This window comes from Brucella sp. NBRC 12953, assembly GCF_040369775.1.
Taxonomy (GTDB): Bacteria; Pseudomonadota; Alphaproteobacteria; order Rhizobiales; family Rhizobiaceae; genus Brucella; species Brucella pseudogrignonensis.
Genome location: NZ_BAABSV010000013.1, coordinates 18,061 through 33,822, shown reverse-complemented (window position 1 = coordinate 33,822; position 15,762 = coordinate 18,061). Strand labels below are relative to the sequence as shown.

Below are 15,762 nucleotides of genomic sequence, written 5' to 3'. Positions count from 1 at the left end.
TGGAGGATTGAACTCTTTATTCGGGGGTTGGTTCCCCGCGGGCCTGATCGATGGGAACCCAGCTGGCTTGATCCGCGTTAGTGGCTGCAGGTCTTAGCTGTGCCAACCGTGCGAGGTGTTTCTTGCTTACCAGATCGACCGCTTCTGCTCCCGAACAAGCCCCAATGGGCGCGCGCGGCCTGCGTTATGTCAGCGACAGCGACCCCGGCATTGAGCGACTGCGCGTAGAAGAGGGCTTCGCCTATCAGCGCAGCGGCGGCGGCAAGGTTTCCGCAAAGATTGAGCAGCGCATCGCAGCGCTGGCAATTCCGCCCGCCTGGGACGATGTCTGGATATGTCCCTATTCTAATGGCCATATTCAGGCAACGGGCAGGGACGCCCGCGGTCGCAAGCAATATCGTTATCATACCGATTGGTCAGCCCTGCAGGGTGAGACAAAATTCTCCAATCTCGGCGCCTTTGCGAGCGTGTTGAGCAGTCTGCGTCGACAGGTCGATGCGGATATGCGGCGGCGCGCATTTTGCCGCGAGAAAGTGATTGCCACCATCGTCTGGCTGATGGACCGGTTGCTGCTGCGCGTTGGCAGTCCGGACTATGCGCGCTCCAATAAGAGCTTCGGTGTGACGACCCTGCGCAACCGGCACCTGAAGAATGATGGCACGGGACTTCGTTTGATTTTCAAGGGCAAATCCGGAAAAGACTGGAACCTGAAGATTTCCGACAAGCGGATCGCAAAGATCATTCGCTCGCTGCACGAACTCCCCGGTCAGCACCTGTTTCAGTATCTCGATGAAGACGGGCAGCGCCACACGATCACCTCGCAGGATATCAATACCTATCTTCGGGCGGTCACCCAGGCAGATTTTACCTCCAAGCATTTTCGGACCTGGGCGGCAACTGCCTCGGCGCTGAAGGGCTTGGCGGATGTGCCGCGGCCTGAAACTGTGGCTGCGACCAAACGGGCCTTGAATGCCGAAATCGACAGGATCGCGCAACGGCTTTGCAATACCCGTGCGGTCTGTCGCCGTTCCTATATTCATCCGCTTGTTGTCGAGCAATGGCAAGAGGGTGAGCTGGCTGCGACGATCAAAGCGGCCACCCGTCTGCGTGTGGTTGCGCCTCAGCTCGACCCCGATGAGCGGATCGCTTTGAAGTGGTTGCGCCATGTCGGTGCCGAGAGTGCGTGAGGCTGTTGCTCAGACGCTGGTTTTCAGACGAACACGCGCGGGATATTCACGGCTGTTTGTAAATGGCCCGCAAGATCAGGACCCAACGTGAAACGCGCCGGGCGGCAGCACCGTGGTATTTTTTCTGCTACCGCGTCTAGCCGGTTCTGGGTTGAGGGGCGAATGGCGCTCAGCTTTCCGCTTTGAAATTCTTGGCTTCTTCAAGCAATTTTTCCCGATCGCGGCCAAATTTCTCAATCAGTGCCTTGGCCTGAAGCGGTGATAGATCGGAATTTTCAGCCAGAAACTTGATGTCTTCATCCTGGGTGAGGGGATCGGTGTGGTTAGCGGTCATGTTGCTACTCCCGTTGAAATCCTACAGTTTTGCCGGGTAATCGACGCCTGGCTTCCCCGCTTGGCGGACACAGAGCCGTTGGCGCCTTCCAGAGGCCGATAGGCCAACTGCTGCCGCGGCTCTGAAGGGTAACCGTGTCGCGTCCGGATTGTTCCGTGCGCTTTTTCGTCAAGTTGGCGCTGCAGGTCGCTGCCAGCCAGCGGGCAGCGTCACGCGTCAGCGAAAGGCAAACAGCGCTGCGTCCTTGTCTTGTTTTCCGGCAAGCGCCTTGGCAAGGATTTCTGCTGCAATCTTGCTGAAAGTGATGCCATTGCCGCCGTAGCCCATCGCGGCATAGACATTGGGATGGCCTTGGACCGCTCCGATCATCGGCGTACCGGTTGGCGTCGACCCAAAGGCCGCCGACCATTGATAGGCTGGCTTGCCGACATCACAGCCGATCAGCGCGCTGATTTTTCGGGCGATTTTTTGGCTTTTGGCCGCGGCTTTCTCCGGGTCCTCGAACGCATCTGCGGACGCCTCATCCTCACCGCCGGCGATCAGCCTGCCATCACTGGCCGTGCGAAAATAAAGATAGGGATCGGAAGCCTCCCAGACCAGATAGTCCTTGAGCCAGGCAGGAGGAGCCGCCTGCTTGCGACCAGCGATTGCCCAGGTCGAGATGATCTGGTGATTTTTATGCGCCAGGACTTTCAGGAACTGGTAGCCGGTGCAGAACACAACCGCGCCGGCACTGAGCACTGCGCCTTGCGCGGTTGCAAGCGCGACCTGATCGTTGAGACTGAGAAAATCGGTGATCTCGGTGTCGCGAATGATTTCGACCCCACCTTTGACGCAGTGACGCAACAGGCCGGCTGTCAACTGGGCGGGGTTGGCCGAGGCTGACAGATCGCTTTCAATTGCAGCCGTCCTTTCGATCGAAAACCGTTGTTTCAATGTGTGGGCGCCAAGAAATTCCGCACGAAGACCAATCGCCTGCCGCGCTTCGACTTCCTGGCTCAGCGCGCGTGCGCCATAGGTGTCACCCGCCAGATAAAGCGCCTTCTTGCGCTGCATGGAGCAGGAAATACCGAGATCATGGGTCAGTTTGATCAAGGCCTCGACACTGTCCGCCGAGCGCAGCCAGATGCGCTCGGCATGCGCTGCTGGCAAACGCGACTTGAGCTTGAACAGCGGGACATCGATCTCATGCTGCAGCATGGCGGTGCTGGCCATCGTACTGCCGAACACCGGCTGGCGACGGTCAAAGATTGCGATTTTTCGTTTCCCGTCCATCAATGCCTGCGCAATCAATGCACCACTGACGCCGGCGCCGACAATGACCACATCATAGACTTTGCGCGCAGGCTTCTGTCGGGTCGTAACGGTAATTCTGGGAGTCTGTTGCCAATAGGGTTTGGACTGCCGCACTTGGCGGTTCTGCGTTGCTGTCTGCTGCGTCAAATTCAATTTCCTTCGCGCAAGATTCTCAATGCTTCAACGCGCGCCGGGGCAATTGGTTCGATGGGCCTGTGGATTCTGTTGGGCTGCTTTTGACCGCCCAAAAGGCTGGGCGAAGCTGTTCCGGCAGCAGGACTGCCGGAACGAAAGCGGCCGTTACACTTTGGCCGCCTCAGCAAAACGCGGATCAAAGGTCTGTGCGAATGTGATCTTCGAATTGGCCAGTTCCGGATCCAGCGCCTTGAGCATGTTCATCATGCTGTCGAAGCCATCGGCGGCGATGATGCCTTTTTCGGAATACATGGCGCGTGATTTCTCGAAGCCGGTCTTATAGAGCGCGCGGTCGCCGAGCAGATATTCTTCCGGCACTGTATCGGCGACGTCGTCGGCTGATGCCTGATGAATCCAATTGAGCGATTTGACGAAAGCATTGACAACGCGCTGGGTGGTAATGGGGTTGGCGTCGATAAAGCTCTGTTGGACATAGGTGATGGCGGCAGGGTTTGTGCCACCAAACAAAGCGCGGGTTCCGGCTTCGGTTCGCGTATCGAGAAGGATCGAAATGTCGCCGTCCACTTCGAGGCGGGTGATGACCGGATCGAGGTGCACAAGGGCAGCGATTTCCCCCTTCTTGACCGCTGCGACGGCGCTGGCACCACCCCCCACGCCAATGATGGATACGTCGTCGGGTGAAAGGCCGTTCTTGATCAAAGCATATTGCAAAAACAGCGACGTCGATGATCCCGGTGCCGTTACCCCGACATTCTGTCCCTTGAGATCGGCGATGGTTTTAATCTCGCCGGCCAGGTCTTTTCGTACGGCGATGCAGATGCCGGGAAACTGACCAAGCTCGCAGATTGCCTTGATATCCTGCCCGCGATTTTGCATGCGGATGGTGTGTTCATAAGCCCCGGTGACCACATCGACCGAACCGCCGATCAAGGCTTGCAGCGATTTTGCGCCACCGCCAAAATCATTGACGGTGACCGCAAGGCCTTCCTCCTTGAAGAAGCCCTTGCGCTCGGCAATGGTCAGTGGCAGGTAATAAAATAGCGGCTTGCCACCGACCCCAAACATCAGTTCTGGTTTTTCCGGGGTTGCCGACGCGTCCTGGGCATAGGCGGGCAGACGTGCTGCGAGGCCGGCAATCCCCATCGCTGCTGCGCCGAGCAACAGGTCTCTGCGGGTAAAATTCATGGCTTTCCTCCTTGAAATATGTTGTAAGCGCCCGGTTTCAGGCGCCATGCGCGCCTGCCGTTTTGGGACGCCAGATCAGAAGCCGCTCTTCGGCCAGGGAAACCACCCAGTCGATCAACAGCACAAAAGCGGTCAGCACGAACATGCCGGCAAAGACGCCGGTGACATCGAACACGCCTTCCGCCTGATGAATGAGATAGCCGAGACCGGCTGATGAGCCGAGATATTCACCGACCACGGCGCCGACCACAGCAAATCCGACGGCGGTGTGCAGGCTTGAGAACATCCAGGACAAAGCGGATGGCAGATAGACATTGCGCAGCAGCTGACGTTCGTTCATGCCGAGCATGCGGGCGTTCGACAAAACGGTCTGGTTCACTTCCTTGACGCCCTGATAGACATTGAAGAATACGATGAAGAATACCAGCGATACGCCAAGCGCAACCTTGGACCAGATGCCAAGGCCAAGCCACAGGGCAAAAATCGGTGCCAGAACAACGCGGGGCAATGAATTGGCGGCTTTTACGTAGGGATCGAATATTGCGGCCAGAACCGGCTTTCGCGCAAACCAGAAACCAATCAGCACACCACCGGCCGAACCGATAAAGAATGCCAGCATGGCTTCCAGCAGGGTGATGCCGAGATGATACCAGATCGTGCCCTCGACGAACCATTTATAGATGCGCGCGGCCACATCGAGCGGCGTTGAAAAGAAAAACTGGCTTTTGGCCGGATTGCCGAGCAGATGGGTTGCTGTGAACACATGCCAGATCACCAGCAGAACGAGCGCGACGCTGAGCTGCGCCAGAAATAATGCCGGCTTTTTCATGTGGGTGCTCCGCTTGTCTGCTGATAGGCCTTGAGAACTTCCTCTTTCAGAGCGTTCCAGATTTCGCGATGGATTTCATGGAATTTGTCGTGCAGGCGAATTTCTGAAATTTCGCGCGGACGCGCCAATGGGATCGGATATTCAGCGAGGATGCGGGCGCGCGGACCCGCCGACATGATCACCACCCGATCCGCAAGGGCGATCGCTTCTTCGAGATCGTGGGTGACAAACATCACAGCCTTCTTGTCCTGAGACCACAGATCCAGCAGAAGATCGCCCATGATCACCCGGGTTTGCGCATCCAGCGGCCCGAATGGTTCATCCATCAGCAGATATTTTGGATTGCGGATCAGCACCTGGGCCAAGCCGACCCGCTTGCGCTGACCACCGGAAAGCATATGCGGATAGCGATCGCCAAAATTGGCCAGTCCAACCTTGCTGAGCCATTGTTCCGCCTTTCGACGGGCCTCGGCCTTTGCCGTGCCCGCGACCTCGAGGCCGATTGCCACATTCTCGAGCACAGTTTTCCACGGCATCAATGCATCCTGCTGAAACAGATAGCCGGCCTTGCGATTGAGACCACGCAGTGGTTGGCCCTCAATCTCGACACTGCCCTGTGCCGGCACTAACAGACCCGCGACGGCATTGAGCAAGGTCGACTTGCCACAGCCGGTCGGCCCGACAATGGCGACGAATTCATTATCGGCAACCTGCAGATTGCTTTCCGCGACGGCGTCGAAGCGACCGCCATTGGCGAGCGAAAAGGAGATTTGCACGTCTTTGAGATTGATGGCGGGGGCGCTTTGCGTGGGTTGCCTGTGCGCGATCGGGCTCTTATCCATGTCGGCCCTGGCCGGTCTTAAGTTCGAGGGGGATGCGTATTTTTCTCATAAACGTTCCTCCAGGCGCACGAAGCGGGGGGACTGCAGAACCGTCACTGTTCCTTTGCCATCGTCGCGCGCACGGCATTGACTGAAAGCCCTTCCTATACCGATCCGGCAATAAACTGCAATGCGTTGGCGCGAAGGCTTTTCGTTTTTTCTTAAGATCCACGCTGTTGCGACAGGAAATTGCGCAGTAAACGGCGGGGCCGCATGGCGCTGTGCCGCCGGGACCGCCTGCGTTCCGCGCAAAGGTGAGCGCGCAAAGGGCGATATGGATCGGGGAAATGGTGAAGGGTCTGCACGGGGCCGGTGCGCAAACCAGGCGAGGTCCGCGCCGGACATTTCTGGATGCGCGGGAGAAGGCGTGCGATCAAAAGAGTGACTGCAAAAAAATAACCTCGCCCGATGACATCTCATGGGGCGAGGCCTGATGGGATGACTTGGTCCCGGAAGGCTTAGTAGTGCACCGACAAAGCGTCGAGGGAAACGGTTTTTGGTGGCGCGAACTTCGTCAGATCGATGCCTTCGACAGCTGCTTTGTATTCCTCAGCGCTTGGGGTGCGGCCAAGAATGGCCGAGAGAACCACGACTGGTGTGGAAGCGAGCAGCGATTCTCCCTTTTTGTCGGCGGCATCTTCGACAACGCGGCCTTGAAACAGCCGGGTGGATGTCGCCAGAACAGTATCGCCCTTCTCGGCCTTTTCCTGATTGCCCATGCACAGATTGCAGCCTGGACGTTCGAGATAGAGAATATTCTCATATTCGGTGCGCGCCGCAGCTTTTGGCATCAGGTCATCGAATTCGAAGCCTGAATAGCGCTGCAGGATTTCCCAATCGCCTTCCGCTTTCAATTCATCAATGATGTTATAGGTCGGTGCGGCGACGACAAGCGGGGCCTTGAACGAAACCTTGCCTTCGTTTTTCTCAATATTTTTGAGCATTTGTGCGACAATCTTCATGTCGCCCTTATGCACCATGCACGAGCCAACGAAGCCGAGATCGACTTTTTTGGTGCCGCCATAATAAGACACCGGGCGAATGGTGTCATGGGTATAGCGCTTGGAGACATCGGCATTGTTGACGTCGGGATCCGCAATCATCGGTTCATCGATCAGATCGAGATCGACCACCACCTCGGCGAAATAGCGAGCATTGGCATCGGGTGCCAAAGCGGGCTTCTCGCCGGAACGGATTTCGGCAATGCGGGCGTCGGCCTTGGCGATCAGTCCGCGCAGCGTTCCCGCGGCGTTTTCCATGCCTTTTTCGATCATGATCTGAATGCGCGACTTGGCGATCTCGAGTGACTGGATCAGCGTCTCGTCTTCGGAGATGCAGATCGAGGCCTTGGCCTTCATTTCAGCCGTCCAGTCGGTGAAGGTGAACGCCTGGTCGGCAAGCAAGGTGCCGATATGGACTTCGATGATCCGGCCCTGGAAGACATTGTCACCGCATTGCTTGAGCATCTGCGCCTGGGTTGCGTGTACGACGTCACGGAAGTCCATATGCGGCTGCATGCTGCCCTTGAACGTCACCTTGACCGATTGCGGGATTGGCATTGTCGCTTCCCCGGTGGCAAGCGCCAGCGCGACCGTGCCGGAATCTGCACCAAAGGCCACGCCTTTCGACATACGGGTATGGCTGTCGCCGCCGATGATGATGGCCCAGTCGTCGACAGTGATATCGTTGAGCACCTTGTGGATGACGTCGGTCATGGAATGATAGACGCCTTTTGGATCGCGGGCAGTAATGAGCCCGAAATTGTTCATGAAGCTCATCAGCTTTGGGATATTGGCCTGAGCTTTCTTATCCCAGACCGAAGCCGTGTGGCAGCCGGACTGGTAGGCACCGTCAACTAGCGGCGAGATCACGGTCGCTGCCATGGCTTCGAGTTCCTGGGCGGTCATCAGGCCGGTTGTGTCCTGCGAGCCGACGATATTGACCTTGACGCGAACATCCGAGCCCGCATGCAGGATCTTGCCCGGCGTGACTCCGACCGCATTGCGATTGAAGATTTTTTCAACCGCGGTCAGGCCCTGGCCCTCGACCGTGATTTCCTTGTTGGCAGCAAAGACCGGCGTGACATCGACGCCGAGGGTCTGGGCGGCAAATGTCTGAAGCTTCTTGCCGAACACGATGGCGTAGGAACTGCCGGCCTTCATGAATTCCATTTTCTGTGGCGTGAAAGCGGAACTGACATCGACCAGCGCATTGCCCTGTTCGTCACAGAGCGCCTTGTCTTTGACATTGATCTTCAGCACGGTTCCGGTGTCGACCGAGAATTGTTGTTCGAGGATCGGGTTGCCATCATTGTTGAGGATTGGTTTTCCGTCGTCACCGGTCTTTTTGGTCCAGTTTTTCAGATTGATACCGATGCCGCCGGTCACATCGACGGTGGTCGCAAAAATCGGCGAAATACCGTTAGTCCCGGCGACAATCGGTGCAAAATTGACGAAGGGCACGTAGGGGCTTGCCGGCTTGCCGGTCCAAAGCGCAACATTGTTGACGCCGGACATGCGCGATGAGCCGACGCCCATGGTTCCCTTTTCGGCAATCATCATCACACGCTTGTCGGGATGCTGCTTCTGCAGCGCGACGATTTCCTGCTGGGCTTCAGGCGTGATCATGCACTGGCCGTGCAACTGACGATCCGAGCGCGAATGGGCCTGATTACCGGGCGAAAGCAGATCGGTGGAAATATCACCTTCGGCAGCGATGAAGGTCACCACCTTGATCTCGTCATCCACTTCGGGAAGCTTGGTAAAGAATTCGGCCTTGGCGTAGCTCTCAAGGACATCCTTTGCAATGGCGTTGCCGGCTTCAAAAGCGTCGCGCAGGCGGAACATGTCGGCGTCGTAAAGGAAGACCTGTGTCTTGAGGACTTCGCCGGCCCTGACGGCGAGGGCCGCATCATCGCCGAGCGCGATGTCGAGAAGCACGCGGATCGACGGGCCGCCCTTCATGTGGGAGAGAAGTTCGAGCGCGAAGTCTGGCGAAATCTCCGCGACGGTCTTTTCACCCTGAATGATCTGTTTGAGAAACGCGGCCTTGACTGCGGCTGCCGCCGTGGTTCCTGGCAGCGTGTTGTAGATGAAGAATTTCAGGGCATCGGCGCGGAGCGGATTTTCGGTGTCTTCGATCAGAGCAATGATTTCCGCAACGAGCCCGCCATCATCGATCGGCTTTGGATCAAGACCTTGCGGTTGTCTGCTTTTGATCTCAGCCAGGTAATCCATGTAAAGGGTCATTGTGATCTCGACGCTCTATTTGAAGGGGCGCGAAAAGACTGCGCACCGCGTGATTGTTGCAGGTTTGCGGTTTTCATAAGCCTTTGAGCCATGGCAATCAACACTGTTGTTGTGCACAGCCATCGTAGCCACAGCGGTTGTGATGTCGCAGCTGGCACATTACCGGATTTGACGGCCGCCAGTACACCAGACGACGCATGGAGCATGATCGAAGGGAAATCGATGTCCAGATTTAAAGAGGATAGGCTTATCCTGTTGTGCGTCTGGATACGGCACTGCTGTTGCTAGGTGCGGGGGTATTGCGCCATCGCTCTGACTCGAATTTTTGTGCTTTGAGATGGCGTATCACTATAATCTGCCAGATTACACACGAACAAGTTAAGGATATTGTGTCCAGTCTGATTGATGGATCTTCCAATTTAGCTTGTCGATTGACAAGCTAATAGAGCAGGGTCTATATTTATGCCCTGAAAGAAGCACAGGTCGAAGGAAATTGAGGGTGTTCTGCAGGAGCTTGAAAAGCTCGGGTGGAATCTGATCGAGGGAAAAGGGCATTGCTGGGGTATCCTGCGATGCCCTGCCAATGATCTGGATTGTCGCTGTGGTGAGTTTTGCCAGATGTCGGTCTGGTCGACACCAAAAAACCCTCAGCAACACGCGAAGAAGCTCCGTCAGAAGGCTCTTGCCTGCGTGAAACTTAAGGAAAATGACCAAGGTGGTGTCGATGGCTGAAGAATTCGAATTCGAGTTGGTCTTCGCGCTCCCTGACGGGGAGCAGGATCCATTTGTGTTGTCAGATTCCATCTTCGAAGCTGGCTTCGAGGACGCTTTGGTGGGGACTGGTACCGCAGGCTTGCTGGGCGTCGAGTTGGAGGCCGAAGGTGATGACGCAGAGAGCGTGATTCTGAATGCGGCACGGTCGCTGATCAAAACGCTCCCCGAAGGCACCACCCTTCGCGAGGTCCGGCCTGATCTGGTAAGTCTGGCTGACGTTGCTGAAAAGCTTCAAGTGCAGCGGCAGGCGCTCCAGCAGCGGAAAATGCCTTATCCTGTCGCTGGCGGACTCTATCGGATCGATGAGATCGTTGAGGTTGTGACAGAGGCATCAAAGCCTCAGGAGGGGCGTCGGCGCCCGCGTTTCAATATGGCCGCAGCATCGAAGTGGTTCCGCGCTGGCGCGGCGGCGCGGCGAGTGAATGCCCTCCTGACTATGAAAGAGATCGACCCATTTACGATCGAGTTGAGGCCGCGGCAGCAACGCTAAGAGCACAATACGCCGATGAGAAAGACCGACGCTCGGGTCGGTCTATTCGATCGGATCTCTCCGAGACATTAAGTTTCAAGGTGGGCACCGGAGAAGTTTCAAGATCCTGGTTCCGCTAAAGGTCGACGGAGACGACGTGACAGAAGGTCTGAAGGCTCGCTAGAACTCGCGAATATCTGTCTGTACCTATGGCAATGATGAGGCATTGGCACAATCGGCAGCTTCGCGCCCCTATTTCGACCATCCGTCAACCTGTCGAACTCGTCAGGGAGCGGTCTGTGCTCGAGCCCTCCTGCATATGTTGAGTGTTAATCGAAATTGGGAGGGGACGCAGCTCGCAGCGTATTGTCCGACGACCCAATATCGTTGGATCAGATTCCTCGCAGAGCGCGGTTTTAGTATGTATTCCTAGTTAATGAATGCCAGAAACACCAGTGTCAATTGGGCGAGCTTAACGCATCTTGGCAGGCCAGAGATCCTGTGCTGCAGCTGTCAGGTCATCCGGCTTTGGCCCGAGATTTGACGATATTACCTTTATGCTCGTTGGATCAGTCAGCGTTTCTATCCGTGGTATTATTTTAGCATGAGCGCTCAACAGGGACCGCTGATCTATCTCCCCATTGCTTGCAATTGGCCTTGCTCCCTCCAGCCTGTAATTCGGTATCAGAGCAGCGATCCACAGGGCTTTTTGAGGCACAGCGGAGGAATAAAGTTTTTCTAAAGGTTTTGCCGGTTCCGTTGGATGTTGTGCTCGCACAAGGTCGATGCTCGTAAGGCCAGACTGCGTATTGCGTTTGACCGGTACGTGAACGTGGAGGGATGGTGACCACCCAAGCCAGCGGCTAGAAAGATAACCTCCAACAAAGGCAGAAGTTGAGGATTCCAGGAAGAAGTTCTGCGCCGTGGCGGCGATGACATTTTTCGGGGGCTGAATGACTTCGACAGCATAATCAATTTGAGTATCGGCCCTGGAACGCAGAAGGGTGGCCAATGTCGAAGCCTGACAACAACGGATTTCTGGACCAATCATAAATCTTTTTCAAGGAATAAATTTCTCATGCAATCCAAATTCAAACTCGTTCTCCCTTTAGTGTTTGCTTCTGTACTCAGTGGATGCTGGGATTCCTTGCCTGAAATGTCTGACACACAGATTTTGCAGCTTTTCGCTGGCGGGTCTCTCTTCTCATCATCAGACGTCTTACCAACAGTTTCAAAAGGCACAGAAGAATGTGTCCGGCTGATTTCTGGGATAGACAAGGAAATCTACAGGGATATGCCGGAACAAATTGCGGGGCCGATGAAGACGGGGTGCCGAAAGGATATTACCGCGCGGCTATCCGATCCTAAACTGAACCCGATGAAACTCACCCTCCAGCAAGTTGAAACCATTGCGTTTGCGGAGCGGCTCACGAAAATTCGAGCAGACGCTGAAGTAGCGGCAAAGGAAGCAGCGGAAGCGAAGCAGAAGCGCGAGAAAGCCGAGCAGCTGCAAAAAAAGCAAGCGGCATTAGATCAGATAAAGACGAAGCTTGCCCAAACGAAGTCTCGCCTCGAGGGCCTTCTGAACACCGCAGCTACACTATGTGCACAATCGAAAGCAGAAGAAAGCGATCTTGAAAAGTCCAGCAAGCGTGCTGACGTTCCTTCTTTCTGGACGCCTCTTTGCGCCAGCGACTTCACGGATCGTGCACGCCAGGCACTTGCGGGTGTGGAAGAGAACATTTCCAAGATGGAGGTTGATGGAGACAGCTGGCACTTCCCTAGTGATCCATATTACGGAAATGCTGATACTCAGATGATCGACGATGAATTAGCAAAATTGACAGCGCATATCAAAGCTATGGAGGCTTTGTAACATCGCTGCCTCAGCTGGCGGGTATTCGCAGTGCATGCCAACGCTGCCGCCAGCATTGCAACTCGTTGATCCATCGACCAAACCTCCAGATACAAAAATAAAACGCTTTAATAAAGAAAGCGTAGTCGGCACGGGCTCCGCTCTTCACCACTCAATAAGGGACAGGGAACTCCTGTTTGCAAAGTTTTTGAGTGGGTAAAGAGCGGTAAACGGCCATCCTAGAAACGTTAAGCCCGATAGTAACAGCTGCTGTAGTTGCTCCCGGCGACACCCAAATTATGCATTCCTAAGTCATCAACATCTTCGTTTAAAACCTTGTTTGGTCCCATTGATTTCCGTATCTATCGCGGATCTTTTCCTGTCATTAATAGACTTGTTCTCCATGACGCTCACCATCCGCCCCCGCCTATTATGGTTGTGAAATTGTGTTCGAGGCAATGTTGGGATGCGAGAGGACAAGGGATAGCTCCTGTTTTCATTTCGCGTTGTATTGCAACGCGTCACACATTTAAGCTTTTGCCGAAATGCTTGAGTTTTTGTGCGCCAGTCATCTTGCCATACATGATGAGTTGCTCGCTCGCGACTGGCTGGCAGCCAGGTGCAGTGGCGTGGGGTGAAGAATGGAAAAAGCAACTCGGTTCAATTTTAGGTGCGACTTTCTAGGATGGTATCGTCTGAATATTATTGAAAGTACAGGAGCGATGATACGATTTCTATGTGATGCAATTCTCATAGCTTAAAGCATACGGTAAGCCTGGCAGAAACAGGTTCTCCGCTCATTTATTATGCATGCGAGCTCAGAAATGAAATGACTGAAATAATAGTAGAAACATTAGATATAAAGATTGATATGAAGAAATTTGACTATTCAGTTACTGGTGAAGAACACGGCGTAACTATGTGAATTTTACAGACTTATTATTCAAATTTAATTCTTGAGGTCTGCGATAATTGAGCAAGTGCTTCATCGAAATTTGGTCCATCATTCAACAAAGACGCCACGCTGTCGGGCGAAATCAGCGGAGGCTGCGCATAGGTTGACATACCGCCAACACGGTTCTGCCGCAGATTCCTGTGAACGGCACCTGCCGAAATTTGACATTGTGATGATCGTCGGACAGGGTCGACGCGGACGGGTTTCTCTCTGTTTTAAAGAGGCAGGTTATGCAGGTCTCCAGACCAAAATCAGCATTAACAACCTTCATTTTGATCATTATTGCAATTCTGGGCGCGTTTTCTCTCGGTTTCATCGCGCTCAACCGCGACGAGCCAATCAATGCGATGTGGATCGTCATTGCCGCGGTCTGCATCTATTTCATTGCCTACAGGCTTTACGGGATCTTCATCCTCAATTCCGTGCTGCGGGCCGATTCAACCCGCATGACCCCCGCCTTTCGGCACAATGACGGTTTGGATTACGTTCCAACCGACAAGCATATTCTTTACGGGCATCATTTTGCGGCCATTGCCGGCGCCGGTCCGCTGGTTGGTCCGGTCCTGGCGGCGCAGATGGGCTATCTGCCGGGCATGCTGTGGATTTTGGCGGGCTGTGTTCTGGCAGGGGCCGTGCAGGATTTCATGATCCTGTTCATATCCACCCGTCGCGATGGCCGTTCTTTGGGCGAACTGGTGCGTGAAGAAATGGGCAACACGGCGGGGGTGATCGCGCTTGTGGCCTGTTTCATGATCATGATCATCATTCTTGGCGTCCTGGCCATGGTGGTGGTTAAGGCGCTGGCTGAAAGCCCTTGGGGTACCTATACGGTCGGGTTCACGATCCCGCTGGCTTTGTTCATGGGGGTGTATCTGCGCTATATCCGGCCGGGCCACGTCGGTGAGGTTTCGCTGATCGGGGTCGTGCTGCTGTTATTTGCGATCGTGTCGGGCGGATGGATCAAGGACAGCGCCTATGCGTCCTGGTTCACCTTTGAAGCCACCACGCTGACCGGCATTATCATTGTCTATGGCTTTGTGGCGGCGGTGTTGCCGGTTTGGCTGTTGCTGGCGCCGCGTGATTACTTGTCGACTTTTTTGAAGATCGGCACCATCATTGCGCTGGCGATTGGCATTGTCATCCTGCGCCCTGTGCTGGAAATGCCGGCATTGACGCGTTTTACCGACGGCAGCGGACCGGTATGGAGTGGGGATATCTTCCCGTTCCTGTTCATCACGATTGCCTGTGGTGCGGTGTCCGGCTTTCACGCGCTGATTTCGTCTGGGACCACGCCCAAGATGTTGGCGAATGAAGATCAGAGCTGCTACATCGGCTATGGCGGCATGCTGATGGAATCCTTTGTCGCGATCATGGCGCTGATTGGTGCCTGCGTCATCAATCCGGGCATTTATTTTGCCATGAACACGCCGCTGGCGGTCCTGGCGCCGGACGGCACCCAGGACGTTCTGCAATCGGCGGCGACTGTGGTCAGCAATTGGGGTTTCCACATCACCCCGGAAGCCTTGCAGGCCATCGCCCAGGATGTTGGCGAAACCTCCATTGTTGCCAAGGCGGGCGGTGCGCCGACGCTGGCTGTGGGCATTGCGCACATTCTGCACAATGCGCTTGGCAGCTGGCTCGATATGTCGTTCTGGTACCATTTTGCCATCCTGTTCGAGGCGCTGTTCATCCTGACCGCCGTGGATGCCGGCACGCGATCGGCCCGTTTCATGCTGCAGGATCTGTTGGGCATGATGCATCCCAATCTCCGCAAAACCGACAGTCTGTTTGCCAATGTTCTGGCAACAGGCCTGGTGGTTCTGTGCTGGGGATATTTCGTTTATCAGGGCGCCATTGATCCAAAAGGCGGCATCTACACGCTGTGGCCGCTGTTTGGCATTGCCAATCAGATGCTGGCGGGTATGGCTTTGATGCTGTGTGCGGTGGTTCTGGTGAAGATGAAGCGGGAGCGTTATGTCTGGGTGGCTCTGTTGCCGGCGATCTGGTTGTTTGTCTGCACAATGACGGCGGGCTGGCAAAAAATCTTCAGCGACAAGATTGGTTTTTTTGCTGCTGCGCGCAATGCAAAGACCTCCCATGATGCACTCAATAACACCATCAATGGGACATTGACGGCATTCTTCATGGTGGTGGTTGTTGTGCTTGCGATCTTTTCCATCAGGACTGCAATGGCTGCGTTAAAGAAGAAGGAACCGAGTATCCGCGAAGTGCCTTACGAGCCGCTGCCTGCAAACTGGCAGGAACAATTGGTGCGCGGTCATTGAGCCGGCATCCGGTTTCTCGTCGCAGTTCAGCGAAGAAGAAGGAGAGATGAGATGTTTGCAACCGTGCTGCGCGCCGGAAAATGCGTGTGTCAGACCGCCAAATTGATGATTGGGGTGCCTGACTACGACAATTATGTCCAGCATTTTCGTCTCAACCATCCAGAGCAGACGCCGATGAGCTATGCGGAGTTTTTCCGCGAGCGGCAAGAGGCACGCTATGGCGGAAAAGGCAGTTTTAAATGTTGCTAGTCTGAACAGAAAGCCAGCTCCGGAACCGGGGCTGGCTTTCGGCTTTATGGGTCTGACGG

Annotated in this window: 12 protein-coding genes; 5 read left to right on the top strand and 7 right to left on the bottom strand. The window is 55.1% G+C overall.

Going from position 1 to position 15,762, the window contains the following annotated elements:
- Positions 1 to 122 precede the first annotated feature (122 nt).
- The gene (locus ABWV94_RS22015) at positions 123 to 1,187 is read left to right on the top strand and encodes a DNA topoisomerase IB (RefSeq protein WP_353415345.1); all 1,065 of its coding nucleotides are present in this window, start codon (positions 123 to 125) and stop codon (positions 1,185 to 1,187) included.
- A 169-nt stretch (positions 1,188 to 1,356) separates the two neighbouring features.
- On the opposite strand, the gene ABWV94_RS22010 is transcribed toward ABWV94_RS22015, so the two are convergent.
- From ABWV94_RS22010 to ABWV94_RS21985, 6 genes are all read right to left on the bottom strand, one after another.
- Positions 1,357 to 1,521, bottom strand: a complete 165-nt coding sequence (locus ABWV94_RS22010) for a hypothetical protein (RefSeq protein ID WP_353415344.1) — start codon at positions 1,519 to 1,521, stop codon at positions 1,357 to 1,359.
- Positions 1,522 to 1,737: 216 nt separating this feature from the next.
- Entirely contained in the window at positions 1,738 to 2,964 is a 1,227-nt protein-coding gene (locus tag ABWV94_RS22005; protein WP_113496500.1) for an NAD(P)/FAD-dependent oxidoreductase, read from the bottom strand.
- 153 nt (positions 2,965 to 3,117) lie between these two features.
- On the bottom strand, positions 3,118 to 4,158 hold the full coding sequence (locus tag ABWV94_RS22000) for an ABC transporter substrate-binding protein (protein WP_353415343.1): 1,041 nt from the start codon (positions 4,156 to 4,158) through the stop codon (positions 3,118 to 3,120).
- 37 nt (positions 4,159 to 4,195) lie between these two features.
- Positions 4,196 to 4,987, bottom strand: a complete 792-nt coding sequence (locus tag ABWV94_RS21995; protein ID WP_113496498.1) for an ABC transporter permease — start codon at positions 4,985 to 4,987, stop codon at positions 4,196 to 4,198.
- The gene (locus tag ABWV94_RS21990) at positions 4,984 to 5,829 is read right to left on the bottom strand and encodes an ABC transporter ATP-binding protein (protein ID WP_113496497.1); all 846 of its coding nucleotides are present in this window, start codon (positions 5,827 to 5,829) and stop codon (positions 4,984 to 4,986) included. The genes ABWV94_RS21995 and ABWV94_RS21990 overlap by 4 nt, the downstream gene beginning before the upstream one ends.
- A 497-nt stretch (positions 5,830 to 6,326) precedes the next feature.
- A complete protein-coding gene (locus tag ABWV94_RS21985) occupies positions 6,327 to 9,116 on the bottom strand; it encodes a bifunctional aconitate hydratase 2/2-methylisocitrate dehydratase (protein WP_353415341.1) in 2,790 nt (929 codons plus the stop codon).
- 724 nt (positions 9,117 to 9,840) lie between these two features.
- On the opposite strand from ABWV94_RS21985, the gene ABWV94_RS21980 reads away from it, so the two are divergent.
- On the top strand, positions 9,841 to 10,380 hold the full coding sequence (locus ABWV94_RS21980; RefSeq protein ID WP_113496494.1) for a hypothetical protein: 540 nt from the start codon (positions 9,841 to 9,843) through the stop codon (positions 10,378 to 10,380).
- A 451-nt stretch (positions 10,381 to 10,831) separates the two neighbouring features.
- Here the strand turns inward: ABWV94_RS21980 and ABWV94_RS21975 are convergent, their stop codons facing one another.
- Positions 10,832 to 11,410 carry a hypothetical protein gene (locus tag ABWV94_RS21975; RefSeq protein ID WP_353415340.1) on the bottom strand — a complete coding sequence of 193 codons (579 nt, stop codon included), beginning with the start codon at positions 11,408 to 11,410 and terminating at the stop codon, positions 10,832 to 10,834.
- A gap of 27 nt (positions 11,411 to 11,437) precedes the next feature.
- Between ABWV94_RS21975 and ABWV94_RS21970 the strand changes: the two genes are divergently transcribed.
- The 3 genes from ABWV94_RS21970 (at position 11,438) to ABWV94_RS21960 (ending at position 15,703) form a co-directional block, all read left to right on the top strand.
- Positions 11,438 to 12,235 (top strand): hypothetical protein, encoded by a 798-nt coding sequence (locus ABWV94_RS21970; protein WP_353415339.1) that lies wholly within the window; start codon positions 11,438 to 11,440, stop codon positions 12,233 to 12,235.
- Between the two features lie 1,164 nt (positions 12,236 to 13,399).
- The gene (locus ABWV94_RS21965) at positions 13,400 to 15,454 is read left to right on the top strand and encodes a carbon starvation CstA family protein (RefSeq protein WP_113496492.1); all 2,055 of its coding nucleotides are present in this window, start codon (positions 13,400 to 13,402) and stop codon (positions 15,452 to 15,454) included.
- Positions 15,455 to 15,505: 51 nt separating this feature from the next.
- Positions 15,506 to 15,703, top strand: coding sequence for a YbdD/YjiX family protein (locus tag ABWV94_RS21960; RefSeq protein WP_113496491.1), 198 nt, complete (start codon positions 15,506 to 15,508; stop codon positions 15,701 to 15,703).
- Positions 15,704 to 15,762 lie beyond the last annotated feature (59 nt).

Bases quoted from the DNA above. Each gene is read 5' to 3' on its own strand.
- ABWV94_RS22010 (WP_353415344.1), bottom strand. From the start codon at position 1,521: ATGACCGCTAACCACACCGATCCCCTCACCCAGGATGAAGACATCAAG.
- ABWV94_RS22000 (WP_353415343.1), bottom strand. From the start codon at position 4,158: ATGAATTTTACCCGCAGAGACCTGTTGCTCGGCGCAGCAGCGATGGGG.
- ABWV94_RS21995 (WP_113496498.1), bottom strand. From the start codon at position 4,987: ATGAAAAAGCCGGCATTATTTCTGGCGCAGCTCAGCGTCGCGCTCGTT.
- ABWV94_RS21990 (WP_113496497.1), bottom strand. From the start codon at position 5,829: ATGGATAAGAGCCCGATCGCGCACAGGCAACCCACGCAAAGCGCCCCC.
- ABWV94_RS21985 (WP_353415341.1), bottom strand. From the start codon at position 9,116: ATGACCCTTTACATGGATTACCTGGCTGAGATCAAAAGCAGACAACCG.
- ABWV94_RS21980 (WP_113496494.1), top strand. From the start codon at position 9,841: ATGGCTGAAGAATTCGAATTCGAGTTGGTCTTCGCGCTCCCTGACGGG.
- ABWV94_RS21975 (WP_353415340.1), bottom strand. From the start codon at position 11,410: ATGATTGGTCCAGAAATCCGTTGTTGTCAGGCTTCGACATTGGCCACC.
- ABWV94_RS21970 (WP_353415339.1), top strand. From the start codon at position 11,438: ATGCAATCCAAATTCAAACTCGTTCTCCCTTTAGTGTTTGCTTCTGTA.
- ABWV94_RS21965 (WP_113496492.1), top strand. From the start codon at position 13,400: ATGCAGGTCTCCAGACCAAAATCAGCATTAACAACCTTCATTTTGATC.
- ABWV94_RS21960 (WP_113496491.1), top strand. From the start codon at position 15,506: ATGTTTGCAACCGTGCTGCGCGCCGGAAAATGCGTGTGTCAGACCGCC.